Raw genomic sequence first — 24,782 nt, 5'->3', positions numbered from 1 at the left:
CCTTGGACTTCGGCCTCGTCCTGCAAACCGACCCGCCCGCCGGCGCTGTCGTGGAACTGATGCGCCGCGCCGAGCGGTGCGGCTTCCGCTACGGCTGGACGTTCGACTCCGCCGTCCTGTGGCAGGAGCCCTTCGTCATCCACAGCCGCATCCTGGAGCACACCGAACGGCTCGTCGTGGGGCCGATGGTCACCAACCCCTCCACCCGCACCCCCGAGGTCACCGCCTCCACCTTCGCCACCCTCAACGACATGTTCGGCAACCGCACCGTCTGCGGCATCGGCCGCGGCGACTCGGCCATGCGCGTGGCCGGCCGCCCCCCCAACACCCTGGCCGCCCTCAGCGAATCCATGCGCATCATCCGCGACCTCGCCGAAGGCCGCGAGACCGACGTCGGCGGCACCCCGTTGCGCCTGCCCTGGGTCCGCGACGGCCACCTCCCCGTCTGGATGGCCGCCTACGGCCCCAAGGCCCTCGCCCTCGCCGGCCGCGAAGCCGACGGCTTCATCCTCCAGCTCGCCGACCCCTTCCTCACCGAATGGATGATCAAGGCGGTACGTGAAGCCGCCGAACAGGCCGGTCGCGACCCCTCCACCCTCACCATCTGCGTCGCCGCCCCCGCCTACATCGGCGACGACCTCACCCACGCCCGCGACCAGTGCCGCTGGTTCGGCGGCATGGTCGGCAACCACGTCGCCGACCTCGTCACCCGCTACGGGGCTCATTCGGGGCTGGTGCCCGAGGCTCTGACCTCGTACGTCGAGCGGCGGGAAGGGTACGACTACAGCCATCACGGGCGGGCGGGCAATCCGTCGACTGATTTTGTTCCCGACGAGATCGTGGACCGCTTCTGCCTGCTGGGCCCTGTTGAGGCGCATATGGAACGGCTGGAGGAGCTGCGGGGGTTGGGGGTGGACCAGTTCGCGGTGTATGCGATGCACGACGCGCGGGAGGCGACGATCGACGCGTACGGGGAGCGGGTGATTCCGGCGTTTGGGGGGTGAGAGGGGCCTGGGCGGTCTGCGAGGGCGCCCGACCATGCCGGAAGGCACCAAGGCAGCCCATGCCGTCAGGGGAAGTCCGGGCACTCCTCGGCAAAGCCCTGCGAGACGGGCTGCCATACGCCGTGGTCCTCACGCACGCTCAGCCGATCCGCTTCCTCCGCGGTCTCGATCAGCTGAGCGGTGGTCAAGGGGACGGCCGTCGCGAAGACCCGTCCGACGTGGTGGCAGTGCAGCAGCGGGCGGAGTTCCGCCGAGTACGGCTCATCGGCGACCGCGAAGAGATCGGGCAGGGTCCAGCCCAGTGGGCCTGCTACGGCAGACAGCTGCTGCTTGCGGTGCGGACTCGCGTCCCAGCGCCACACCATTCCGTGCAGTGTGCTGAGGGACAGTCCCATGAACGGCAGTTCGCGGATGCCGAAGCCGCGATTGCGGATCAGTGCACCGAGCACGGCGGCCAACCTGGTCTCGGCGGGACGGCGGCCCGGCCACACCGGCTGCACGAAGGGTTCCGGAGCGGCGACGCGGGGCAGCGAGCGGACGAAAGCCTCCAGTGCGGCGAGCCGCGAGTGGTCGCAGTAACTGACGCGGTATGCGAACTGCCTCATGACCTCGGCGTCGCGCTTCGGGGGAAGGAGTTCCGCCGGTACCGGGTGGCCTGCGACCACGAGAAGATCGGCGGCCGGTATGCCTAGTTCGGCGGCACGTTCGGTGACTCGCTGCGGGGTGGTGTCAGTTCCACTCGCGGCGAGGCTGCTCAGGATGATGGCCCGTTCCATGTGAGGAAGGTAGCGGGTGGGCTGCCAGGGCAGCCCGGGCGCCGCATGAGGTCAGCGCGTCAGCACCAGCCCGCAGCTGTACGCCCGGGCATGGCCGATGCCGTCCGAGAGCGCGGTGACGAACGCCGCAGGGTCGACGACGGTGAGGGAGCCGCGCAACTCGGCGCGGGCGATCTTCAGACCCTTGTGCGGGGCCGGGCTCGAGACCGCGGGCAGCATCCGCACCGCCACGGTCTCGGAGTCCGTGGTGACACCGGCCCGACTGGGCTCCGGGCCGCCGCCCAGGTGGCGTACGACCCACTTCCGGACTCCGGCGGGCGTGGTGTGAGCCACCCGCTTGCCCCGCCGCATCCGGCCGTCCGGTCCTGACTGCGGCTTCACGTAGGTGGGGTTCACGACCGTCCGGAATCCGACGCTGTCCCCCGTGCGGAACGTGCGGTCGACGGTAAGGAGGTGCGGCTCGTCCCGCAGCGCCGCCTTGGGCAGGTGGCTCCAGTCGCCCGGGACCCTGGACTGCACGACCAGCACGAGGGCGGCGTTCTTCAAGTCGACGGTCCAGGTGGAGAGAATGCCCATCTGGGCACGGGGGTCCCGACTGCCGTCGTCGACCCACCCCTTGAAGCCGCTCATCACCGTGCGGTGCATGTCCTGGGCGTCGACGAGCGACTTGGCGACATAGGGATGCCGCGCGTCCAGGGTCAGCACGGAGTGGGTGGCGACGAACCGGGCGGTCGCGGTACGGGTCTGCGCGGGATCGTTCACGGGATGATGTCTTTCCACTCGGCGGCGTCCGGGTCGATCGTGATGCGCCGACGGACCTCCCAGCGGGTGGTGTGCTCGGGCCGCAGCGCGTCGAAGCTCACCGGCTGGTCCTGGACGGGTGTGGCGCCGCGTTCGGAGGGCGGGACCTGGAACCACGCCCAGGGCCTGCGGCGTGCCGGGTCGGTGGTGTCGTCGGGGCCCGGCAGGCGCCGGTGGGTGCGGAACGCCGTGTCCAGGTCGCCCGGGACGACCCCGAGGCCCAGGGTTCCGCAGGGGGGACAGGATTTACGCCCCAGCCACAGCAGACGTCGCGGGTGTTCCAGCGCCTGCCGCACGGTGTCCAGAATGTCCGCGCTTTCATGCTGGAGCCCCACGAGAAACGTCGCGTCCGCGAGGTACCACCGCTCGGTGATGAGGGCGGAGCGGGTCAGCTCCCCGGAGACCAGCACGCCGGAGTGCGGATCCGCGGCGATCTTCTTGGGCGCTCCGTACCAGTCGGTGAGCGTGTGGTGGCCGAACCGGTCGCCGGTGGCCGCGTCGAGGCTCGCCGAGACAGCGGCGGCCCGCCGGTGATCGGTGATGAGGTCGCGTGGCCGGAGCGGATAGGTACCCGCGCCGACGGTGTGGTAGTCCCGGACGGGGATGCCGGGGTGGTCGGCACGCACCGCGAAATCGGCTCGGGCCAGTTCCCCGAAGAGGGTGAGCTTCCTGGGCTCCTCCGCCCCCGTCGGCTGCTCGGGCTCCTCCAGTCCCATGGACCTCGGAAGTCCCAGAGCAGCGGCGCACATCCCGATCACAGCCGACTTGGAGGGCCGGCTGTGCGAGTCGCGGCGCGCGGCGAAGCGGGAGGCCATGCCCCACGACTGCAGAGGCCCGGCGAGCCGGATGAGCAGGACGTGCGTCACGAGATCAGCCCTTTGACGGTGAGCACCCGGCCCGCGTCCAGCGTGTCGAGCTCGCCGAGGACCTCGTCGAGGAGCGTGTCGACCTGCGGGTCGTATGTGAGCAGGCGGGACGTACGGATGTCCGGACGGCGCTTGTCCACGTACGCGTGGTGGCTGAGCAGCCGCTTCACCCCGGCGAGCCCGGCCGGTCCATCGCCGCCCTTGTCCTCCGGGTTCTCGTCGACGGGCTTCTGGAAGGCGGCGGCGTAGTTGTACGGGCGGTCGCCCTCGAAGGCCAGCACCAGGGCGGGCAACGAGCCGGTGGAGGCGGTGGAGTTCTTCTTCGCTTCGGGGAACGCCTCCACGAAGGCGGTCACGAACTCCTCCTCGGCGGCGGCGACCGCCTCCACCGCTTCCTGCTCGGACATGCCCGCGGCCCGGAGGTTGACCTCCAGCTGGCGCCGGTCGAGCACGGCATGCCGGTAGAACGTGCCCGAGATGAGCGACTGGTACCCGGTCATGCCGGCGCCCGCGTCGTCCGCCGCGTCCAGGAAGTCCAGCGCGTTCTTCTTCCGCTCCAGCTTGGCGTCGTCGGCGGCGGCGTAGAAGTCGTCCACCTGCTCGGCCTCGTGGATGGTGAACGAGTGCGCGCTCTGCACGGCGCCGTCCACGTTGGGGGAGTCGGCGATCTCGGCGAGGAACCGGCCGTACAGGGCGATGTCGATGGCGTCGCGGGGGGCGAGCGCGGTGAGCACCGCGGCGCGTGTCTCCCGGGGCAGTGGGGGCAGGTTCTTGGCCGCGGCCGCCTCGCCGTCCCCGTTCTCCGGCTCCTCGGCCGCCGCCTTGCGTGTTCCCCGCTTGGGCTTCGCCGCGGTGGCCTGCGCGGCGAGGTACTCGTCCCGCCACCTGAGCAGCCCATCGGTCCCGGCGGCGATGTGCGCGGCGATCCGCTCCCCGGTGTCGGCGGGTGCGAACAGCAGCACCTTGGTGAGGTTGGCGACGGTCTTCTTCGACGGATCGCCGAACTTCAGCCCTGTGGCCTCCAGTACGGCCCGGGCCATCGCGATCGCCTCGTCCCGCTCCCAGCCGTGGGCGGACTCCAGCACCCGCGCCGTGAGCAGCGCCCACTCCCGGGTCCGCAGACCGGTGGTCCGCCCGGCGAGCGGGCCGACTCCGGCGTTGGCCCGGTTGCGGGCGTGGACGCGTTCGGCGCGGCGGCGGGCCTGGCTGGTGATCATGTGGCGTTCGACGCCACCATAAACGATGGATTTGGGCGAATTGTTCTCGTCGCGCACGGGCAGTACGGCGACGAGCGTCTCCAGCAGGTGGAGCGAGAGGAACTGACCGCGCGATGCGGGGACGGGCGCGGGGACATCGGTCACGAACTGCTGCCCTTCTGAGTGGTTTTCCTGCCGGTGTCGTACGGTGCGTGGAAGTCGACCGCCCACTGGTAGGCGATGCGGGCCTTCCGGTCGTGCCAGAGCATGAGGTCGTCGACGAGTTGGGTCCAGGACGGCGGCACCTGTTCGCAGGCACGCAATCGGGTGATCGCGTGCTGGAGGTGCCGCCAGGGGACGCGACGGCTGGTCACGACGCGGTCGAGCAGTCGTGAGGCGCCTGGGTCTTGAGGGCCGCGCCCCATGGGGCTGCCGATGCGGCGTGCTGCCGTCCCGAGGCTGCCGTGTCCGGACACGGGCCTGCTCACACCCCGGTGGTACACCGCGAACAGGAAGGCGACCTGCTCGTAGACCTCCCTGCCGCCTGTCTCCCTCGCGGATTCCGGCACGTACCAGCCGGCGATGATGTGCGCGTTGGTCTGCCCTCCGGTACGCCGGAGCTGGGCGAGTTGACCGTAGTCCCGGTTGCGCACGAGAGAGGTGAGCCAGGCCGCGAGCCGGGCGCTGCCCGTCTGGTCGTCGCCCGTCTGGTCGTTGCCCGTCGCCACGGCTCCTGGCTCGGTCGCGCTGCTCATGCTTCCCCTCTCTTGAGGTCGTCCGGCGCCTGAGGCCCTCTGACCTCGGTGTCGAAGCGCTGCAGGGCCGCTGCGCGGGCCCGCAGACCCTGGGCGTTCCGGGGCAGCGAGTCGAGGCGCTTCTCCAGGGCGTCGCGGGCCATCGGGACGAGCCGTTCCACGTACTCGTCCATGCACTCGGTCACCAGGTACCCGTCGGCGACGTCCAGGAGCATGGTGTGGAAGGGCTCTTCCGTCGCCTTCCACTGCTCGCCGCGGGCGTCGAAGCGGGCCAGCTGGGCTTTCTTGTCGGCCGGTTTGGGGTTCGGGTAGGCGATCTCCCAGGCCGCGTACGCCGCCTTGTCGAGGCTGCGGGCGATGTGCTCCGCCACCTGGGAGCCGCGCGACGACGCCTGGTAAAGGACCGGTGCGAGACCGGGAGCGAAGGGGAAGACGCTGCTGACCCAGCTGATGGGCGTGGTCTTGTTGGAGACGAGACCGACGGCCAGCAGGTCGATGGAGTGACGCTCGGGCTCCTTGGCCCTGGGCAGCCTTCCCAGTCGCGTGTACAGCCCGCCGGCCTTCTCCTCGACCGCGGCGTAGAGGGCATGGGCCTCACGCCACAGGTCGCGGGTGGCGGACGGCCAGAGGGGCTTCTTCTCGCCCGCGCGTGTGACCGACATGACGGCGTCCTGGAGGTGCAACTCCGGATCGAGCGCCAGCAGCTCACCGGCGCCGATGAGGACCCGGTCCACGGCCGCCGCCTCACCGTCGCGGCCGGGAACCGGTCTGACGAGGATGGACCGCCCCAGGTAACTGTGCATATCCGCGAGCCCCGTGACCGCACGGCCCTGCGGCTTGGCGGCGAAACCCCGCCGCTCGACGGGGCCTTCGGTCCAGGTGAGGTTGAGGACCCCCGGTTCGTCGGTGGTCGGGGTGAGGTTGAGGCGCAGGGTGTCGCCGAGCGTCGGCCCCAGCGCCAGAACCCGGATCCGGCCGGCGAGCCGCCCGGTCGCCAGGTTGGTGATGGCCGGCCCCAGCGTCGCCTTGCCGGAGATCCGGGCACGGCCGGAGAGGCCGAACACATGCTGGGTCAGCATGGCCCGGAAGGCGTCGGCCGCGGGGAGTGGGTCGGGGTGTTCGAGGTGATGGTGGTCGGCGAACTGGTTGTAGTCACCGACGCGTTCGATGACGAGCTGGGCCGGTCCCGTCCCGTGCTTCTCCAGGAATTCGCCCAGGAGGATGTTCTGCCCGAGGGGGCGGGTGGGGCTGAAGAGATCCCAGCCGTCGTCCGGTTGTTGCGCGAGCCACGACGCGGCCTTCTCGAGCGAGTGCTTCCCGAGGACCCACTGCGTCCACTCGTCGTCCGAGGACGGGTAGGTGCGCGACGCATAGCAGATGGCGAGAAGGTACTCGATGAGAGCGACCTTCTCCCCGGGTGTGAGCCCTCCTACGTCCTTCAGCTCCTCGGCGTTCGCGAGCAGCTCCACGAGGTTCTGCCCGGTGACTCCGCCGTCGAGCGACAGAGCGCGGACGCAGGCGTGCTTGCGGGGGTCCCAGTGGGGGCGGACGGCGCCGCCACCGGGTCTCGGGGGTAAGCCGGCCAGGTGCATGCGTGTGACCTCGGTGTCTCGCGAGCTGTGTGGTGCCGCACTTCGCGGGTGCTCGTCCCCGGCATCGCGGGGAGTGGCGCAGCAGATGCTTCCGACGGTGCACCCCTGACAGCGCAGGGAGTACCGGTTCCGGGCCGCTGGCGTCGGGTATTGTCCAAGAGCCGGCCCGAAGGCTGCCATGCCCTCAGCGTTGTGCCTCCGCAACCGGACGCAGGGCTGTTGGGTGTGGCATCAGGCGGTCGCTCCCGACAATTGCGGTGTCGGGAGCGACCTCCCTAAAGGAGAGTCAGGATGTGCGATGCCGCTGCCGAGGCGGCGGACTCGATCAACAGCCGTGCCACGTCACCTCGGTGTCCCCATAACCACCTCCTTGCGTTAGTACCGCGCGTCCTCAGCCGGTTCCACAGCTCTTCGTCCATAGCTCGCGTTCCTCCTGCGCCGCGTGCCCTGCACCGGCTGTCCAGGGCACAAGGCTGCGGGAGGAACGCTGACCAGCCGTGGGGAGCACTGTCTCATAGGGCTGGTCCGTGAGGGGCGTGTTCTGGCCACAAGTCACCACGGAAGCATCCGAGTTGAGTGCCTGCCCGGCCCTTGGGTCACCGCGACGGCCGCCGCCGCACCAGGATCGTGAGCGTGGCCCGGGCGTCGCGGCGGCGGTCGGGGTTGCGGGAGACGACCGAGACGAGCGCGACGGTCAGCAAGGTCGCGGTGTAGGTGAGGCCCGTGGCGGCGGCCAGTGCGGTGGCGTCGGTCAACAGGGCGGGCATGGTGGTTTCCTCCTCGATGAACCGTCCGGCAGGGCTTGTTGTCGGCGGTGGAGATGACACTGGTCCATCCGGGGGGTTCCAGCGATGCGGGAGTGGCCAGGCGGCTAGCTTCTTCGCTGGTCAGAGGGCCAGACAAAGATTCCAGGGAGTTCCAGGGAGGGGATGTATGGAGGACAGGGACGCAACCCGAAACCTCGGGAGGATGCTGAAAGGTCTCTATCGGCGGGTCCGTGCCGTTCACCGATTTGTCACGTACCGAATGCTGGCCGGCAAGGCCGGGGTTTCCCTGCAGACTGTTGGCGCGTGGATGAACGGTGATCAGGCACCTGATGGTGAACGCGTCCTGGCGTTCTTGAAGATCGTTAGGTACCTGGAAAGCCTGAGTTCCGAACCGCGGCTGCCCCCAGGGGTGTGGGAGAGGGCTGTCAAGCGGGCTCAGGACGAGGCTGATCGAAGGCAGGGCACGCGCCAGCCGCAATCAGAGGCCGCTACTCCGGCTCTGTCCCGAATCGTTCACAGCGCTCCGGCATATCTGGCGCGAAACCTCTCCGATCGGCGGCGGGAACTCGACGAACTGGCCGAGCGATCCCGTACCGGACCGGGCTATTCGGCGCTGATCGCGCCGCCTTGGGCCGGCAAGACCGCGCTGCTGGCCGCCTTCGTGACCGCTCACGTGCCCAAAGACGTGGATGTGGTGAGCTACTTCGTCCGTCACCCGTCCAGAGCGGACACCGCGCAGGACTTCCTCGACACGATGGTGGCTCAACTCGGCGAAATGATCGGTGGCAAGCGACCGCGAGTGGCCGACAAAGCAGTTCTTTTCGCGCTGTACGAGAAGGCCGCTCAGAGAAGCCTGTCCCATGGTCGCAGCGTCCTCCTGGTGGTCGATGGCCTCGACGAGGACGCCGGTGCCGGCCTCGGCCGTCAGAGCATCGCCTCCCTCCTGCCGAAGGTGCTGCCGCCGGGCTTGCGGGTACTGGTCAGCAGGAGGTGGCATCCTCCCGTACCGGCCGATGTGGACGACGACCACCCGCTGCGCGAGGCCGACGTCATTCCCAATTTCCGCCCGTCGCCTGCCGCGCAGCGTCTGCGGGAAGCGGCGCTCCAGGATCTGACCGCGTTGTTGACACAACCTGTCGGCAAGGAGGTCGTCGGGTTCCTCGTCCTGGCCCGTGGCGGTCTCGGCTATGGCGACCTGGCCGAACTGCTCGAGTGCGGTGGGCACGTGCCGGCACCGGACCCCTTCGACCTGAAGCGCATGCTGCGCAACGTGGCGGGGCGGGGGCTGACGAACGAGGATCTGGACCCGGACACCTATGTCCTCGCGCATGAGGAGTTGTACAGCACGGCTGTGCGGGAGCTGGGCAACCGCAGGCTCGACTCTCTGACCCAACGGCTGCACGACTGGGCCGACAGCTACCGCATGAAGGAGTGGCCTCCGGACACTCCCCTCTACCTGCTCAACGGTTACCAGGAACTGCTCCGCACCACCGGTGACATCCCCCGATACCTCACCTTCGCCCTGGATCACCGCCGCCAGTTGCGTCTCGCCAACCTCTACCGAGCCGATCTCGCCTTGGCCTCGCTCGACGAAGTGGCGCGTTTGAAGCCGACGCCCGAGGTGCTGGCCCAGGTGGCCGCCTCGCGGTATTTCCTGGAGCGTGAAGACCGGGCAGCACCGCGTGCCGTCTTGCACGCCCTGGCGCTGGTCGGGGACACGGCACGGGCGAGGTCGCTCGCCCTCACCCCGAAGGACCCCGCCTCGAAGGCGGTGCGGCTGATGGCCGTGGCACAGGAATCGCTCGGCCGGGATGAGAAGGCGGCGGCCGAACTCGCTTGTGAGGCCGCGAGTTGGGCCGGTAGGGCCCGCTACCAGAACGCGTTGCGGGCGCCGGCCGAGGAACTCGACGCCGAGGGGATCGTCTCGCGGGCGGGCGCCCTGCTTGCGGCTGTGGGGAGGCCGGACGAGGCGGTCCGGCTGCTGGACACCGTCGACGTCTGCCACCCGAGCCACTTCCCGGCAGCGGCGGAAGCGGCGTCCAGATTGCTCGGCTCCCACCCTGACCGTGCCGCCGAACTGCTCGACGAGTTGACTGATGAGGCCGACTATCTGGCGTTCGCGGCGGAGGAACAACAGGGCGTCGCCGTGGAGATGTGGATCGCTGTGGCCACCGCCGACCCCGCAAGGGCCGAGCTGCTGCACCGTCGGATGACGGAGTTCGCCCTTACGGCGTCCGTGGAGGCCGTCGGGCCGACGGCTGTCGACTGCGCTGCGCTGGCTGCTTCGGCGCTCGCGGGGGTCCGGCCGGAGGACGCGCGGGCGCTCGCGGACGTTGCACATGACAGGATGCGGGCGCTCCTGGCAGGCCCGGTGGACGACCGTACGGGCGAGACGCTGCCGAGAGTGGTGCGGAGTCTGCTCGACGTCGACGGTTCGCCGGACCGGGCGCGCCGACTCCTCGACGAGGCACCTGCGGAGATCACCACCAGGGCGCGGATCGTGCTCGGCGGGCACCCCGACGAAGCGAACGAGACGGACCGGCTGCTGGCGGAGATCAGACATCACGCCGATCGCGGTGCGGGCCCCGAAGCGCGGGACTGTCTGGCCCGGCTCTTCAAGTCGTCGCGGAGGGAAGGCGGTGAACAGGCCATCACCTGGCTTGCGTTCCTCTCCGAGGCGCTGGTTCTCGACGGTGAGCAGGGTGCGGCGGAGGTCCACGCCCTGGCGGCCGGGGAACCGGACTCCGCCGTGCGCGTCCGGATCCTCACCAGCGCCGCCCTCGCGCACGCCGACGTGGGGCGGCTCGACGAGGCGTCGCGGTGTGCGGAGGAGGCGGAGTCCGTAGCACGAGGGATCGGCGTCGTGAACGAGGAGGCCGTCCGCGTACGGGGACTGGTGGCGCAAGCCTTCGCTCACGCGGGATCGGCCGAACGGGCGCAACAGTGGGCCGCATCGGACACGAGCAGGAGGACGAGCGGCTGGGAACGGGGCTACCGACGGCGAGTGGCTTTGGCCGTCGAGGTGGGCCTCGCCCCGGAGGCCATCGTCTCCGGCGTCGGGCGGCCGCGCCTGCTGGGTGCCTATGGTGCCCATATCGCCGGCGCCTTGCTCCACGTCGCGGCCGGAACGTCGGTCGACGCCGAGCTGCTCACCGCCGAGGACGAGGCGCGGGCGCGCGGCGGCACCGAGCCCGTCCTCGTCACAGGGCTCGCCTTGCTGCATGCCGCGCGGGGTGACGTCGAAAGCTCCCGACGCGTAGTCGATTACCTGACGGATCCGGTGCAACGAGCCACGGCCATGACGGCGGTGGCCGCCCACCTGCTGGGCGTCCCGGCCCACCTGGACGTGGCCGCCACTGCGGACGACGAGTGGGCGGTCTCCGTGCTCCGCGTTCTCGCCCAGTACCTCCTGCCTGTTACCGGGGGCGACCAGGCCACCGCGAAGGACATCGTGCGCGATGTCCTCGGCACGGGCGGCTGGTACCAGGTCCTGCCGGTGCTGTCCCGAAGAGCACCCGACGCCGTGCATCCGGTTCTCGACGTCCTCGACCATCACCGGCAGGTGCGGCAGACAGCGTCGTGAACGACCGGCGGACGCCGCACGGAGCCGGTGTGGCCCGGCGGCTCGGGGACATGTCGCACTCTCGCTGCCAGGCCGGCGGCTGGGCCTGGTGAGCGGGCGCGGCGCGGTCGAGGAATACGGGAGCGGTGATCCCCGCCCTGCGGGGGGCCGGCTGAGAGGCCCCCCGGACCTTCACCCTGCCTGCTTCCCGCCAGCCGCAGCCTCGTACCCCTCGTGTGCGTCCAGCAGTTCGTCCCCGTGCTCCTGGGCCCAGGTGCAGGCGGCCTCCATCGGGCCGAGCATGCTGCGGCCCAGTCCGAGTGGAGGCCGGCGAGCCGGCGTCGTGACCGCGGCCGTCGAGCGGCTGGCCGCCGGCCACGACGCCGTTGTCTCCGCGGCCGTTGAGCTGTCCGGGTCCACGCGCAGTGATCCCCAGGACCGGCTGCCCGACGCGGGCTTCGCGAAGGGGGTGCTCGACGAGGCCGACAGGGCCGGGCGACAGGGTGCGGTGATCATCGGCTGGGTGCGAATGCCGCCCGGGCTCCGCTGTCGTCCCGTCCCGTCCCGGCCCCCGGCCGGTCGCGCTTCAGACGCGGGTCACTTGGCGGGGTCGACCTTGAAGGTCTTCGCCAGGTCGTCGAGGACCAGGTCGGCGCCCTGGAGTGAGACGGAGGTCATCCAGGTCGCGTCGTCCACCTCGTGGACGTTGCCCTTCTGGACCGCGTTCAGACGCTTCCAGAGCGGGTTCTCCATGAACTTCTTCTTCCGCTCCTCGCCGCCCGAGAAGGTCGTCAGGAAGATGTGGTCGGCGTCCGCCTGCTGGATCTGCTCCTCGCTGATCTCGATGTTGAACTTCTCGCCGTCCCGCTGGTTCTCCGGCCGGGTCAGGCCCATGTCGGCGAGGATGGTTCCGCTGAAGGTCTTGGTCAGGTAGATGCGCGTGGGTCCGTCGACGAAGCGCGTGACGGAGATGGTCGGCTTGCCGCCGTCCTTGCCGCCGCCCTTGGCGTTGATCGCGTCACCGATCTTCTTGGCGCGGGTTTCGTACGCCGTGAGCTTGGCCTTGGCCTTCTCCTCCTGGCCGAGCGCCTTGCCGAGGAGAGTGATGTTCTCCTTCCAGATCGGGCCGGTGGTCTTGACGAAGACCGTCGGGGCGATCTTGCTCAGCTGGCCGTAGAGGTCCTCATGGCGGACGGTGGCCGAGACGATGAGGTCCGGCTTGAGGGCGGCGATCGCCTCCAGGTTCGGGCTGTCGAGCGGGCCGACGTCCTTGGTCTCCTTCACCGCGTCACCGAGGTAGGCGGGGAAGCCCTTCTGGTCGCGGTACGAACCGATGCCGCCGACGAGCGGGGTGTCCAGCGCGACGACGGCCTCGACCAGGCTGTTGTCCAGCGCCACCACACGCTTCGGCTTCGTCTTGACCTCGGTCTCGCCCTTGTCGTGGGTGATGGTGCGCGGGAAGGCGGAGCCGGACGCGGCGGTTTCACCCGAGGCATCGGTGGGCTTTTCGTCGTCGCTGCCGCCACAGGCAGCCAACGAGAAGGCCAGAGCTGCCGTGAGGAGGGCAGCGGCGATCCGGCCGGGCCGTCGACGCTGGGCGAAGGTGTTCATCGGGTGTCTCCAAAGGGATGACAAAACTTAGGTAAGGCTTACCTCATGCGGGGGGTGTGAGAATAGCCTATGCATGGCTGGATCTGTACAGGGGGTGGCCGGATAGCCCGGGTTAGGGATGCCTTAGCTTGTAGGCGTGCCCCTGAAGCCCGTCATCGACGGGGTGGCCCCGACGGCCCGCCCCGTCCCGCCGCCCCGGCAGCGTGTCGCAGCGCGCACCACGGTGGCAGCCCTCCTCCTCGCCGCGGTCGCCGCCGCCGTCTGTGCCTCGCTCGCGATCGGTACCAAGTCCGTACCGCTCTCCGACGTGTTCGCCGCGATCGGCGGCGGGACGGACGGTGACGCCGCGGTCGTCCGCGAACTGCGTATGCCACGCACCTTCCTGGGCCTGCTCGTCGGCCTGGCCCTCGGAGCGGCCGGAGCCGTCGCCCAGGACATCACCCGCAATCCGCTCGGCGACCCCGGCCTCATCGGCATCAGCGCCGGAGGCGCGTTCGCCGTGGCCGTGAGCATCGGAGCGCTGGGGCTGACCAGTCCGTACCAGTACATCTGGTTCGCCTTCCTCGGCGCGGCCCTCGCCGGGCTGCTCGCCTACGCCGTCGGCGGGACCGGCTACGGCGGGGCCACCCCCGCCAAACTGGCGCTGGCCGGGGCCGCGGTGACGGTACTGCTCGACGCGGGGACCAACACGCTCGTCCTGCTCGACGTCCGCACCCTGGATCAGTACCGCTTCTGGGCGGTCGGTTCCCTCGCGGGCCGCGACGCCGGTCTGGCCCTGCAGCTCCTGCCCTTCGTCGTCGCCGGACTCCTGCTGGCCGTCGGGCTCAGCGGCCGGCTCAACGCCCTCGCCCTCGGTGACGACCTCGCCAGCAGTCTCGGCACCAAGGTCAGGACGACCCGCGCGCTGGGCGCCGTCGCGGTCATCCTGCTCGCGGGCACGGCCGTCGCCGCGGCCGGTCCGGTCACCTTCGTCGGTCTCGTCGTCCCCCACGTCATACGGGCCTTCACCGGGCCCGACGCCCGCTGGCTGGTGCCCTGTTCGGCCCTGGGCGGCGCCGCCCTGATGCTGGGCGCCGACGTCGTCGGCCGGATGGCCGTCCGCCCCGGGGAACTGGAGGCCGGAGTGGTCACCGCCCTGCTCGGCGCTCCGTTCCTCGCCCTCCTGGTCAAGCGGGGCAAGCTCAAGGAGCACACCCGATGAGGGCCCTGCGTGTGGAGTTCGGCCCGTTCGGGGCCGTCGTGCGGCCCCGGGTCGCCGTCGCGGTGCTCGCCTTGGTGGTGACGGGCTTCGCGGGACTCATCGCCTCCGTGTCCCTGGGCACCTACGCCATCCCGGTGGACGAGGTGCTCGGCGCGGTCCTCGGCACCGGAGACGGTGCCGCGGACCTGATCATCCATCAACTCCGGCTTCCCCGCGCGCTGACCGCCCTGCTGGTCGGGACCGCCTTCGGCCTCGCCGGCGCGGTCTACCAGGCTGTCACCCGCAACTCCCTCGCAAGCCCCGACCTCATCGGCATCACGGCGGGCGCCGGGGCCGGCGCGGTCGGCTCCATCCTGATCGGCGGGGTCACCGCCGCCGGGGCCGGCACCTTCGCCGCGGTGCCGTTCGGCGCGCTCGTGGGCGCCCTCCTCACCTCCGCCGTGATCTACCTGCTGGCCTACCGCGACGGCACCATCACCGGCTACCGCTTCGTCCTCGTCGGCCTCGCCGCGAACGGCGCCCTCCTGGCCCTGACCCGCTGGATGCTCGCCCGCGCCGACATCGACCAGGCGTCCCGCGCCATGGTCTGGCTCACCGGCAGCCTCAACGGCCGCGACTACGAACACGTCCTGTGGGCCGGGATCGCCCTCGCGATCCTGATGCCCCTGACGCTGGCCCTGGGCCGCCCGTACCAGTTGCTCCAGTACGACGACGACACCGCGCGCAGTCTCGGAATCCCGCTGCGGTACTCCAGGATCGCGCTGTTGGTGCTCGCCACCTGCCTGACCGCTCTGGCGACCTCGGCTGCCGGCCCGATCGGTTTCATCGCGCTCGGTGCCCCGCAGATCGCCCGCCGGATGACCGGCACCGCGGGAATTCCGCTGGTCACCAGCGCGCTCACCGGCGCGGTGCTGCTGGTCCTCGCCGACCTGGCCGCCCGCCTCGTACTGGCCCCGACCGAACTGCCCGTGGGCGTACTCACCGGCGCGGTGGGCGCCCCCTACCTGCTACTGCTCCTCGCCCGGGCCAACCGGGCCGGAAAGGGAGGCTGACATGACCGCCGCACTGCACGGGAACGGCCTGCGCCTGGGCTACGGCGAGCGGATCGTCGCCGACGACCTGGACCTGCCGATACCGGCGGGCCGGGTCACCGCCCTGGTCGGCCCGAACGCCTGCGGCAAGTCGACCGCCCTGCGCGCGCTGGCCCGGCTCCTGAAGCCGGCCGGCGGAACCGTCCTGCTGGACGGCGAGGACATCGCCTCGCTCTCGCCCCGGGACTTCGCCCTGCGCCTCGCCCTGCTGCCGCAGACCCCCAGCGCGCCGGACGGCATCACCGTACGGGACCTGGTCGCGCGCGGCCGCACCCCGCACCAGCGCTGGTGGCGTCAGTGGTCCTCCGCCGACGAGACCGCCGTGGACGACGCCCTTGAGGCCACCGGCTCGGCGGAACTCGCGGATCGTTCCATCGACGAGCTCTCCGGCGGCCAGCGCCAGCGCGTGTGGATCGCGATGGCCCTCGCACAGGACACCTCCGTGCTCCTGTTGGACGAGCCGACCACCTATCTCGACCTTGCCCACCAGGTCGACGTGCTGGAGCTGGTCGCGGAACTCAACCGGTCCGAGAGCCGCACCGTCGTGATGGTCCTGCACGAGCTCAACCTGGCCTGTCGGTACGCGGATCACCTCATCGCGATGCGCGACGGACGCATCGTGGCCGCGGGCCCGCCCACCGAGATCGTCACCCCGGAGCTGGTCCACGAGGTCTTCGGCCTGCGCGCCGCGGTCATCGCCTGCCCCGTTGCCGGTACCCCCCTGGTCATTCCGGAGGGCGGCCGCCGGACCGAGACGGTCTGACCGCCTGCCGGGAGCCGGGCCGGCCCGGGGGACAGGGGCCGTGCGGAGGGACGGCACGACGAGGCCGCCCGTCCCAGGGGCACGGTGACGCTCAGGGCACCCGGGCCGTCCACTCCGGGGTGCTGAACTTGGTCTGCGCCAGTTCGACGGCCCGGGCCATCTCCTCCTCCGTGACCGACCCCTCCGTCAGCCCGTACCGCCCCCGGAAGGATCCGATCATCCGGTCGATGACGGCGTCCCGGGGGAGGCCGGTCTGGCGGCGGATGGGGTCGACGCGCTTCTTGGCGCTCTTGGTGCCCTTGTCGGAGAGCTTTTCACGGCCGATGCGGAGGACGTCGAGCATTTTGTCGGCGTCGATGTCGTAGGCCATGGTCACGTGGTGGAGGACGGCGCCGGCGCCGGAGACGACGCGCTTCTGGGCGGCGCCGGCGATCTTGCCGGAGTCGGTGGCGATGTCGTTGAGGGGCTGGTACCAGGCCTTGACGCCCATGTTCTCGAGGGCGCCGAGGACCCAGTCGTCGAGGTAGGCGTAGCTGTCGGCGAAGGAGAGGCCCTGGACGAGGGCGTCGGGGACGCAGAGGGAGTAGGTGATGGTGTTGCCGGGCTCGATGAACATGGCTCCGCCGCCCGAAATGCGGCGTACGACCGTGATGTCGTGTAGGGCGGCGCCCGCCGGGTCGACCTCGTTGCGGAGGGACTGGAAACTGCCGATGACGACGGCGGGGGAGGCCCACTCCCAGACCCGCAGGGTCGGGGGGCGGCGGCCGGCGGCGACCTCCGTCGTCAGGACCTCGTCGAGGGCCATGTGGAGGGCGGGGGACTGGGGGCCGTCGTGGATGAGCTGCCACTCGTAGTCGGACCAGTCGGTGGCCTGGGCCAGGGCGCGGCGGACCGCGATGCCGACGGCCTCGGAGGTGAAGCCGAACAGGATCGCGCCCTCGGGGAGGGCCGCGTCGATGCGGGAGGCGAGCTGGGGGGCGGGGAGGTCGGCGGGGGCGCCCTCCAGGGCGCGGTTGATGTCGAGGAGGGCCTCGTCGGGTTCGAGGAAGAAGTCACCGGCGACGCGGACGTCGCGCAGGACACCCTCCCGTACCTCCAGGTCCACGACGACGAGCTTGCCGCCCGGCACCTTGTACTCACCGTGCACGACGCATCCTCCACAGGCTGTCTCCGGGCCGGCCCCGCGGCCGGTCGCCCCGTCAACGGTAATGGGGTGTTCATTCGACCTGGCGTCCGGCCGGGTCCGCGTCGGTCGGTGACACCTGCCCCACCCGCACATCGGCCACCGCCCCGTTCACCTCCCCGTCTCCCCGAGGCCACCTCCCCGCCCCCGATTGTCGGAGGGGCATGGTTCGATGGCTGTATGTTCGATGACTTTCTCGCAGGTGACCTGACCGATGTCGAGGAGGCGGTGCGCAAGGCCGCCGCCACCGAGATCATGCCGCGCTTCCGCCAGCTCGCCGCGCACGAGATCGTCGAGAAGAGAGGGCCGCACGACCTGGTGACGGTCGCGGACCGGCAGGCGGAGGAGTATCTGACGGGTGCGCTGACGGCGCTGCTGCCGGGGTCGCGGGTGGTCGGTGAGGAGGCGGTGCACGCCGACGCGTCGGTGCTGGAGGCGCTGGGCGGGGACGAGCCGGTGTGGATCGTGGACCCGGTCGACGGGACGCGGCAGTTCGTCCACGGTGACCCGGGCTTCGCGACGCTGGTCTGCCTCGCGCACCGCGGTGAGCTGCTGGCGTCCTGGACGTACGCGCCCGCGCTGGAGCTGATGGCGACGGCCCGGCGGGGAGCGGGGGCGTTCCTCGACGGGGTGCCGCTGCGGCCGGGGCCGGCCGCGCCCGGTGCGGATCTGCGCGTGGCGATATCGCACTACGACTTCACCACCGACGAGGAGAAGCGGATGCTGGCCAAGCTGGACGTGGCCGGGGTGGCGCCGCGGCCCTGCGGCTCGGCCGGGCTGGAGTATCTGAACGTGGCGCGCGGGCTCCTGGAGGCGACGGCTTTCTCGTGGCCCAATGCCTGGGACCACGCCGCGGGGCTGCTGCTGGTCGCGGAGGCGGGCGGCGCGAGTGCGACGGTGGCGGGGGAGCCGTTCCGTATAGGCGGCGGCAACACGATGCCGTTCGCGGCGGCGCGGGACGCGGGGACGCTCGGGCATATCCTGGGCCTGCTGGCCGCCTGACCGGGGCGCGCCGGGCCGATCGGACCGGCCCAGGGCCGGCGCACGAGGACCGGCCCAGGGCCGGCGCACGAGGGGAGTCCGCCGGTGACCACCATGCTCGACGCGGTCGTCGTAGGGGCCGGCCCCAACGGGCTGACGGCCGCGGTCGAACTGGCCCGCCGGGGGCTGGCCGTGGAGGTCTTCGAGGCGGCCGGCGCGGTCGGCGGCGGCGCCCGCACCGAGGAGCTGACGCTCCCCGGCTTCCGGCACGACCCGTGCTCCGCCGTGCACCCGCTGGGCGTCGGCTCCCCGGCGTTCGAGGCGATGCCGCTCGCCCGGCACGGCCTGGAGTGGCTGCACCCCGGCCTGCCGATGGCGCACCCGTTCCCCGACGGCTCGGCCGCCGTCCTCTCCCGTCACGTCGGCGAGACGGCGGCCTCGCTCGGGCCGCGCGACGCCGGGACGTACCGCCGGCTGGTGGAGCCCTTCCGGGGGAAGTGGGAGACGCTCGCGCGGGACTTCCTGCGCACGCAGTGGGACGGGCTGCCCGCCGACCCGGTCGAATACGCCCGGTTCGGTCTTTCGGCCGGGCTGCCCGTGGCCCTCTACGTGCGCCGGTTCCGTGACGCCAAGGCGCGGGCCCTGTTCGCCGGGCTCTCCGCGCACGGGATCGCGCCGCTCACCGGCCTCGGCACGGCCGGCATGGCCCTGATCTTCGCGCTCGCCGCGCACGAGCGCGGCTGGCCCGTGCCGCGCGGCGGTTCGCAGGCCATCGCCGACGCCCTCGCCTCGTACCTGCGGGAGCAGGGCGGCGAGATCCACACCGACTTCGAGGTCAGACGGCTCGACGAACTGCCGCCCGCCCGCGCGTACGTCTTCGACACCTCGCCGACCGCCCTCGCCCGGATCGCCGGACTCGGCGACACCTACCGCGGGTTCCGCTACGGCCCCTCCGTCTTCAAGATCGACTATGCGCTGTCCGGGCCGGTGCCCTGGCGGGCGGAGGCCGCGCGGCGGGCGGGCACGGTGCACGTGGGGCCGACGTACGGGGAGATCCGGGACGCGCTCGGGGCCGCCGTCCACGGCCATGACCCCGCCGTTCCCTTCCTCATCACCGCCCAGCCCAGCATCGTCGACCCCAGCCGCGCCCCGGAGGGCAAGCACACCTTCTGGGTCTACGGTCATGTGCCCAACGGCTGGCGCGGCGACGCCACCGAGGTGATCGAGCGTCAGATCGAACGCTTCGCGCCGGGCTTCCGTGACCTCGTCCTGGCCCGTGCCGTCGCGGGCCCGCCGCAGCTCGCGGCGCGCAACGCCAACTACGTCGGCGGGGACATCGCCTGCGGCTCCGTCGCCGGCCTCCGGCTGCTCGTCCGCCCCAAGCTCGCCCGGGTGCCCTACGCCACCGCCCACCCCGCCGTCTTCCTCTGCTCCTCGGCGACGCCGCCGGGGCCGGGGGTGCACGGGATGTCCGGGTACCACGCGGCGCGGGTGGTGTGGCGGAGGCTGGGGGGAGCCAAGAGGCGCCGGGCGGAGGAAGTGTCAGGAGCAACGAACGGCGTATTGCCGCCAGTACAGCCGTAAGCGGAGTGATCTCGGGGCGTACGGGCAGATCTGCGGCGCGTGATTGCTCCGCGCACGCCGGTTGCCGGCGGGGACGCGGAGCCGTCCGGGGGAGGCGCCGACCGGCGTTCTCCCAGGGGCACATGAGAGAAACGAGTCCTTGATGAGACGAGCACTCGTGGCGGGGGCACTGGCGCTGGGGATGGCCGCGGCCGTGCCGGTGATGACGGCCACTCCCGCTTCCGCTCTGAACGCCTTCGAGATCCGGAACGACCGCAACGGCAAGTGCCTGACGATCAACGGGGACAACGTCGAGCTGCGCACCTGCGGCCTCGGCTCACGGCAGTGGTGGCTCTGGGAGGGCAAGAAGCTCCGCAGCCTGGCCAACATGCACTGCCTCGACGTCCGCCACGGCGGCATCAACGAGGCCGTCCAGGCGGTCGGGGACTGTCACGGCAACGCCAACCAGCGCTGGTTCTTCTGGAACCGCGAGCTCCACACCGATGTGAACGGACAGGTCGCCCAGCTCCAGCGGGCGGACGACACATGGGACGGCGCGGGGATCAACATGCGCGACCCCAACGGGGGTTCCTGGCAGCACTGGTACACCGTGGACGTCTGATCCGCCGACGGCGTCACCGGAGGCCCGGCACGCTCCTCCCGGGCGAGCGCGCCGGGCCCCTCCGCTGTCGGACAGCTGATCCGGCCGACCTTCGGCCGGCCCCCGGCCGCCGTTGGCTGACCGACCCCCGGCCGGTCGTCAGGCTGCCGGCCGCAGATCCGCCAGGACGCTGCCGCGCAGCGCCACGGGATCGGTGCCGAGGGCGTCGAGGACCCGGACCGTCGCCGGATCGCCGCCGGAGAGGACGCCCAGCAGGACGTGCTCGGTGCCGATCCAGTTCTCCTTGCGGGCCAGGGCAGCCCTGAGCGACTGCTCCAGAGCCCGCTTGGCGTCCTTGGTGAACGGGATGTGGTGCCGGGGGCGCCTGGGGGCGCGGCGGAGCAGGCCGCCGAACCGTGTCCCGTCCGGCTGCCGGTCCAGCGCGCCCGGCCCGAACGCGCTCTCCGCGCGGGCCCGTACGGTGTCGAGGTCGATGCCGAGCGACCGCAGGGCCTCGGCGTCGCCCTCGTCGAGCGCCCCGGCCGACCGGATCGCCTCGCGGCATGCCTCGGCCGTGACGCCGAGCCGGGTGAGGGTGGCGGTGCCCGGTGCTCCGGGGCGGGCGGCGACGGCGAGGAGGAGGTGTTCCGCGCCGATCCAGGAGTGGCGCAGGGACCGGGCCTCCTCCTGTGCGCAGACGACCGCCAGCCGCGCGTCCTTGGTGAACCTCTCGAACATGTCGTCTACCTCCTGGCGTGCTTCTTGTGGACCGCCTGCCTGCTGACGCCGAGTTGGGCACCGATCTCCTCCCAGGACCAGCCACGCCTCCGGGCGTTGTCCACCTGGAGTGCCTCAAGTCGTTCGACCAGCCGCCGCAGTGCGGCGACGGCGCGCAGCCCCACGCGGGGGTCGGTGTCCATGGCGGCCTCGGTGGTGCCGACCGCGTCCTTCGCGTCTGTTCCGGCCATGTGTCAACCATGGATGACATACCGTCGTGGCGTCAACTGTCATTGACAGACCGGTCGACGCCCATGTCGGATTTCCGCCAGCCCCGGACGTCTCCGCCGTCGATCCTTGTCTCCATGCACACCGACTTCGACCGTTGCGTACGGGCCGCGCGGTCCAAGGACCCCCGCTTCGACGGCTGGTTCTTCATCGCCGTCCTCACCACGCGCATCTACTGCCGTCCCAGCTGTCCGGCCGTCCTGCCCAAGGACCGGAACATGAGCTTCTACCCGAGCGCGGCCGCCGCCCAGCAGGCCGGCTTCCGTGCCTGCAAGCGCTGCCGGCCCGACGCGAGCCCCGGCTCGCCGCAGTGGAACGAACGCGCCGACGTCGTCGCCCGGGCGATGCGGCTCATCGCCGACGGCACCGTGGACCGCGAGGGCGTGCCCGGTCTCGCCGCCCGGCTCGGCTACAGCGCCCGCCAGATAGAACGCCAGCTGCTCGCCGAGCTCGGCGCCGGGCCGCTGGCCCTCGCCCGCGCCCAGCGCGCGCAGACCGCCCGCGTCCTCATCGAGACCAGCGACCTGCCCATGGCCGACGTCGCCTTCGCGGCGGGGTTCTCCTCCGTCCGCTCCTTCAACGAGACCGTGCGCGCCGTCTTCGCCCTCACTCCCACCGGCCTCCGCGCCCGCGCGGCGCGCGGCCGGCCGCCGGCCACCCCCGGCGTCCTCACCCTGCGCCTCCCGTTCCGCACCCCCTTCACCCCCGACAACCTCCTCGGCCATCTCGCCGCCACCGCCGTCCCCGGCGTGGAGGAGTGGCGCGAGGGCGCGTACCACCGCACGCTGCGCCTGCCCTACGGGCACGGCACGGTCACCCTCCGCCCCCGGCCCGACCACATCGCCTGCCGCATCGCCCTCTCCGACCAGCGCGACCTGGCCGGGGCCATCAGCCGCTGCCGCCGCCTGCTCGACCTGGACGCCGACCCGGAGGCCGTCGACGCGCTGCTGCGCACGGACCCGGTCCTTGCCCCACTGATCGACAAGGCGCCGGGCCGCCGGGTGCCGCGCACCGTGGACGCCGAGGAGCTGGCCCTGCGGGCCGTGCTCGGGCAGCAGGTCTCCACCGCCGCCGCCCGCACCCTGGCCGCCCGGCTGGTCACCGCCCACGGCACACCCGTAGAGACCTCCGGCGGACTCACCCATCTGTTCCCGTCCACCGAGGCCCTGGCCGCCCTCGACCCGGCCTCCCTGGCCATGCCGGCCGGCCGGCGCGCCGCCTTCACCGGCCTCGTCGCCGCCCTCGCCGACGGCGGCCTCGACCTCGGGGTCGGCAGCGACTGGACCCGCACCCGCGCCCGGCTCGCCGCCATGCCCGGCATCGGGCCCTGGACCGCCGACATCATCGCCATGCGCGGCCTCGGCGACCCGGACGCCTTCCTGCCGACGGACCTGGGGGTGCGCAGGGCGGCGGCCGGACTGGGCCTGCCCGGCACGCCCGGCGCGCTCACCCGGCACGCGTCGGCCTGGCGGCCGTGGCGCGCCTACGCCGTCCAGTACCTGTGGTCCACGGACGACCATCCGTCCGCCCGGATGCCGGCGGAGCCGTAGCGTCGGCGGGGCGGCGCAGCGTGGTGTGGCGCGGGGGCGGTGCGGTGCCGGGCGCCCGGCGTTGCTCCGGGCGCATCTGCCCCCGCACCCGGCCACGTGGCGGCGTTGCCCCGGGGGCTCGGGGGATGCCGGAAGCCGGCGATGTGACATGTTCCGGATCCGGTGCGGGGGGTGGTCGGGGACCGGCAGTGCGGCGCCCGCCTCGCCCTGGGGCCGACGCCCGGCCCCGGGACGTGCCGCCCGACGCCGCCCCGCCCCGACGGCGTACCCTCCGGCCTTGACGGCGCCACCCGATACCCCGATCACGGCCTTACCCGATACGCCGACGTACGCTCGGCGGCCACCCCCGGCCGCTGTCCCCGCCGGGAGCCCACCCCCGGCACCCGCCCCGCCACCACTCGTCCGTCGTCCCCCGCCGGGAACCGCCTCCAGAGCCGGCCCCCCCGGCACCCGCCCCGGCGCTTGCCCACCCGAGCCGCCGCTCACCAACCGCTCACCAACCGCCCACCTGCCGACCGACCGCCCACCCACCGCCTGTCCGCCCACGGACACCGAACGGAAGCGAACGGAACACCCCATGTCCGCCGTGTACACCGTCATCGAGAGCCCCTACGGCCCCATCACCCTCGTGGCCGCCGACGGCACCACCCTCTCCGGCCTCTACATCCTCGACCAGCGGCACCGGCCGGCCGACGAGAGCTTCGGCCGCCCCGACGACAGCCCGTTCGCCGAGGTCACCCGCCAGCTGGCGGCGTACTTCGCGGAGGAGCTGACGTGCTTCGACGTCCCCCTGGACCTGCGCGGCACCCCGTTCCAGCGCCGGGTCTGGAACGCGCTCCTGGAGATCCCCTACGGGGAGACGATGTCCTACGGGGAACTGGCCCGCCACATCGGCGCACCCAACGCCTCACGGGCGGTCGGGCTCGCGAACGGGAAGAACCCCGTGTCGATCATCGTCCCCTGCCACCGGGTGATCGGCTCCGACGGCAGCCTCACGGGCTACGGCTGGGGAGTGGAGCGGAAGCGGCGGCTGCTGGAGCTGGAGGGCGTGGAACTGGGGAGGGTGGGCAAGCAGGACGCGGGCAGGCAGGACTCGGGAAAGCAGGACTCCCTGTTCTGACGGCCTGTCAACTCCCTTCCCACCGCCGCAGCAGTGCCGGCAGCGCCGTCCCGATCGGCTCCCGCAGCACCTCGTCCGCCCGGTCGTCGTACGGCGTCGGCTCCGCGTTGACGATGATCAGCCAGGCGCCGTGGTCGGCCGCCACGCCCGCGAGCGCCGCCGCGGGGGTGACCATCAGGCTGGTGCCGACCGCGATGAAGACGTCGCACGCCTTCGTCACCGTCAGTGCGTCACCCAGGACGGCGGGGTCGAGGGCCTGACCGAACATGACCGTCGCCGACTTCAGGATGCCGCCGCACGCCTCGCAGGCCGGGTCCGGGTCGCCCGCCGCCACCCGCTCCAGGGCGGCGGCCATCCCCGAGCGCGCCCCGCACTCCGTGCACACCACCGACCGGGCGGAGCCGTGGAGTTCGAGCACCTTCCGCTCGGGCAGCCCGGCCGCCTGGTGCAGCCCGTCCACGTTCTGCGTGATGACGCGGACCGGCGTCCCGGACCGCTCCAGCCGCACGATCGCCTCGTGGGCCGCGTTCGGCCGGGCGCGCAGCGTGGGGGCGTCGCGCCGCATCAGCCAGGAACGCCGCCGGATCTCGGGGTCGCGCATGTAGTACTCGTAGGTGACGAGCTTCTCGGCCTCCGGGTCGCGCCGCCACAGGCCGTTGGGCCCCCGGTAGTCGGGAATGCCGGAATCCGTGGAAATTCCCGCACCGCTGAGAATCGCCACCAGAGGTTTCTTCGCCATGCCGCGAGCGTACGCAGCACCGCTCCGCCCGGCGAACGGAATTCGGGCCGGGGGA

Annotated in this window: 22 protein-coding genes; 10 read left to right on the top strand and 12 right to left on the bottom strand. The window is 71.8% G+C overall.

Translation table 11 applies throughout. The features are described from left to right. The first annotated feature begins 2 nt into the window (after nucleotides 1-2). Complete coding sequence (locus HN013_RS21320; protein WP_171168605.1) at nucleotides 3-1,004, top strand: TIGR03842 family LLM class F420-dependent oxidoreductase; 1,002 nt, start codon at nucleotides 3-5, stop codon at nucleotides 1,002-1,004. Nucleotides 1,005-1,069: 65 nt separating this feature from the next. On the opposite strand, the gene HN013_RS21315 is transcribed toward HN013_RS21320, so the two are convergent. From HN013_RS21315 to HN013_RS21285, 7 genes are all read right to left on the bottom strand, one after another. Beyond that, nucleotides 1,070-1,780: a hypothetical protein gene (locus tag HN013_RS21315; protein WP_171168604.1), complete on the bottom strand. Its 711-nt coding sequence runs from the start codon at nucleotides 1,778-1,780 to the stop codon at nucleotides 1,070-1,072. A 51-nt stretch (nucleotides 1,781-1,831) separates the two neighbouring features. Beyond that, the gene (locus HN013_RS21310) at nucleotides 1,832-2,542 is read right to left on the bottom strand and encodes a type I-E CRISPR-associated protein Cas6/Cse3/CasE (RefSeq protein WP_171168602.1); all 711 of its coding nucleotides are present in this window, start codon (nucleotides 2,540-2,542) and stop codon (nucleotides 1,832-1,834) included. Further along, entirely contained in the window at nucleotides 2,539-3,396 is an 858-nt protein-coding gene (gene cas5, locus HN013_RS21305) for a CRISPR-associated protein Cas5 (RefSeq protein WP_212764637.1), read from the bottom strand. Before cas5 ends, HN013_RS21310 begins: the two co-directional genes overlap by 4 nt. 47 nt (nucleotides 3,397-3,443) lie before the next feature. Next, nucleotides 3,444-4,808, bottom strand: a complete 1,365-nt coding sequence (locus HN013_RS21300; protein WP_171168598.1) for a type I-E CRISPR-associated protein Cas7/Cse4/CasC — start codon at nucleotides 4,806-4,808, stop codon at nucleotides 3,444-3,446. Beyond that, the gene (casB, locus tag HN013_RS21295) at nucleotides 4,805-5,398 is read right to left on the bottom strand and encodes a type I-E CRISPR-associated protein Cse2/CasB (protein ID WP_171168596.1); all 594 of its coding nucleotides are present in this window, start codon (nucleotides 5,396-5,398) and stop codon (nucleotides 4,805-4,807) included. Before casB ends, HN013_RS21300 begins: the two co-directional genes overlap by 4 nt. Continuing rightward, the gene (locus tag HN013_RS21290) at nucleotides 5,395-6,990 is read right to left on the bottom strand and encodes a type I-E CRISPR-associated protein Cse1/CasA (protein ID WP_171168594.1); all 1,596 of its coding nucleotides are present in this window, start codon (nucleotides 6,988-6,990) and stop codon (nucleotides 5,395-5,397) included. Before HN013_RS21290 ends, casB begins: the two co-directional genes overlap by 4 nt. Before the next feature lie 596 nt (nucleotides 6,991-7,586). Next, complete coding sequence (locus HN013_RS21285; protein WP_171168592.1) at nucleotides 7,587-7,757, bottom strand: hypothetical protein; 171 nt, start codon at nucleotides 7,755-7,757, stop codon at nucleotides 7,587-7,589. A 202-nt stretch (nucleotides 7,758-7,959) separates the two neighbouring features. Here HN013_RS21285 and HN013_RS21280 point away from each other — a divergent pair, with 202 nt between their 5' ends. Further along, a complete protein-coding gene (locus HN013_RS21280; protein ID WP_171168590.1) occupies nucleotides 7,960-11,340 on the top strand; it encodes a hypothetical protein in 3,381 nt (1,126 codons plus the stop codon). 576 nt (nucleotides 11,341-11,916) lie between these two features. Here the strand turns inward: HN013_RS21280 and HN013_RS21275 are convergent. Next, nucleotides 11,917-12,930, bottom strand: coding sequence for an ABC transporter substrate-binding protein (locus HN013_RS21275; protein ID WP_171168588.1), 1,014 nt, complete (start codon nucleotides 12,928-12,930; stop codon nucleotides 11,917-11,919). 136 nt (nucleotides 12,931-13,066) lie between these two features. Here HN013_RS21275 and HN013_RS21270 point away from each other — a divergent pair, with 136 nt between their 5' ends. The 3 genes from HN013_RS21270 to HN013_RS21260 are packed head-to-tail and all read left to right on the top strand — an operon-like array spanning nucleotide 13,067 to nucleotide 15,985. After that, complete coding sequence (locus tag HN013_RS21270; RefSeq protein WP_171168586.1) at nucleotides 13,067-14,131, top strand: iron ABC transporter permease; 1,065 nt, start codon at nucleotides 13,067-13,069, stop codon at nucleotides 14,129-14,131. Next, the gene (locus HN013_RS21265) at nucleotides 14,128-15,183 is read left to right on the top strand and encodes an iron chelate uptake ABC transporter family permease subunit (RefSeq protein WP_171168584.1); all 1,056 of its coding nucleotides are present in this window, start codon (nucleotides 14,128-14,130) and stop codon (nucleotides 15,181-15,183) included. Before HN013_RS21270 ends, HN013_RS21265 begins: the two co-directional genes overlap by 4 nt. Nucleotide 15,184: 1 nt before the next feature. Beyond that, complete coding sequence (locus HN013_RS21260; RefSeq protein WP_171168582.1) at nucleotides 15,185-15,985, top strand: ABC transporter ATP-binding protein; 801 nt, start codon at nucleotides 15,185-15,187, stop codon at nucleotides 15,983-15,985. 91 nt (nucleotides 15,986-16,076) lie between these two features. Here the strand turns inward: HN013_RS21260 and HN013_RS21255 are convergent, their stop codons facing one another. Then, nucleotides 16,077-17,132, bottom strand: coding sequence for a biotin/lipoate A/B protein ligase family protein (locus tag HN013_RS21255; protein ID WP_171168580.1), 1,056 nt, complete (start codon nucleotides 17,130-17,132; stop codon nucleotides 16,077-16,079). 216 nt (nucleotides 17,133-17,348) lie between these two features. Here HN013_RS21255 and HN013_RS21250 point away from each other — a divergent pair, with 216 nt between their 5' ends. From HN013_RS21250 to HN013_RS21240, 3 genes are all read left to right on the top strand, one after another. Then, nucleotides 17,349-18,170 carry an inositol monophosphatase family protein gene (locus HN013_RS21250; RefSeq protein ID WP_171168578.1) on the top strand — a complete coding sequence of 274 codons (822 nt, stop codon included), beginning with the start codon at nucleotides 17,349-17,351 and terminating at the stop codon, nucleotides 18,168-18,170. 84 nt (nucleotides 18,171-18,254) lie between these two features. Continuing rightward, nucleotides 18,255-19,733: an NAD(P)/FAD-dependent oxidoreductase gene (locus HN013_RS21245; RefSeq protein WP_171168576.1), complete on the top strand. Its 1,479-nt coding sequence runs from the start codon at nucleotides 18,255-18,257 to the stop codon at nucleotides 19,731-19,733. Nucleotides 19,734-19,875: 142 nt separating this feature from the next. Continuing rightward, nucleotides 19,876-20,334, top strand: a complete 459-nt coding sequence (locus tag HN013_RS21240) for an RICIN domain-containing protein (RefSeq protein ID WP_171168574.1) — start codon at nucleotides 19,876-19,878, stop codon at nucleotides 20,332-20,334. A 138-nt stretch (nucleotides 20,335-20,472) separates the two neighbouring features. On the opposite strand, the gene HN013_RS34185 is transcribed toward HN013_RS21240, so the two are convergent. Then, on the bottom strand, nucleotides 20,473-21,051 hold the full coding sequence (locus HN013_RS34185; RefSeq protein WP_171168571.1) for a Clp protease N-terminal domain-containing protein: 579 nt from the start codon (nucleotides 21,049-21,051) through the stop codon (nucleotides 20,473-20,475). A gap of 5 nt (nucleotides 21,052-21,056) precedes the next feature. Beyond that, nucleotides 21,057-21,281: a hypothetical protein gene (locus HN013_RS21230; protein ID WP_171168569.1), complete on the bottom strand. Its 225-nt coding sequence runs from the start codon at nucleotides 21,279-21,281 to the stop codon at nucleotides 21,057-21,059. Nucleotides 21,282-21,395: 114 nt separating this feature from the next. Here HN013_RS21230 and HN013_RS21225 point away from each other — a divergent pair, with 114 nt between their 5' ends. Both HN013_RS21225 and HN013_RS21220 read left to right on the top strand, forming a co-directional pair. Then, nucleotides 21,396-22,868 (top strand): AlkA N-terminal domain-containing protein, encoded by a 1,473-nt coding sequence (locus tag HN013_RS21225; RefSeq protein WP_171168567.1) that lies wholly within the window; start codon nucleotides 21,396-21,398, stop codon nucleotides 22,866-22,868. A 577-nt stretch (nucleotides 22,869-23,445) separates the two neighbouring features. Next, nucleotides 23,446-23,988 carry a methylated-DNA--[protein]-cysteine S-methyltransferase gene (locus HN013_RS21220; protein WP_171168564.1) on the top strand — a complete coding sequence of 181 codons (543 nt, stop codon included), beginning with the start codon at nucleotides 23,446-23,448 and terminating at the stop codon, nucleotides 23,986-23,988. A gap of 7 nt (nucleotides 23,989-23,995) precedes the next feature. Here the strand turns inward: HN013_RS21220 and HN013_RS21215 are convergent, their stop codons facing one another. Continuing rightward, complete coding sequence (locus HN013_RS21215; RefSeq protein ID WP_171168563.1) at nucleotides 23,996-24,727, bottom strand: Sir2 family NAD-dependent protein deacetylase; 732 nt, start codon at nucleotides 24,725-24,727, stop codon at nucleotides 23,996-23,998. Nucleotides 24,728-24,782 lie beyond the last annotated feature (55 nt).

Origin of the sequence: Streptomyces sp. I05A-00742 (assembly GCF_013055795.1) — a bacterium.
Taxonomy (GTDB): Bacteria; Actinomycetota; Actinomycetes; order Streptomycetales; family Streptomycetaceae; genus Streptomyces.
The sequence above is the reverse complement of the archived record's forward strand: the minus strand, read 5'-3'. Positions and strand labels throughout refer to the sequence as shown.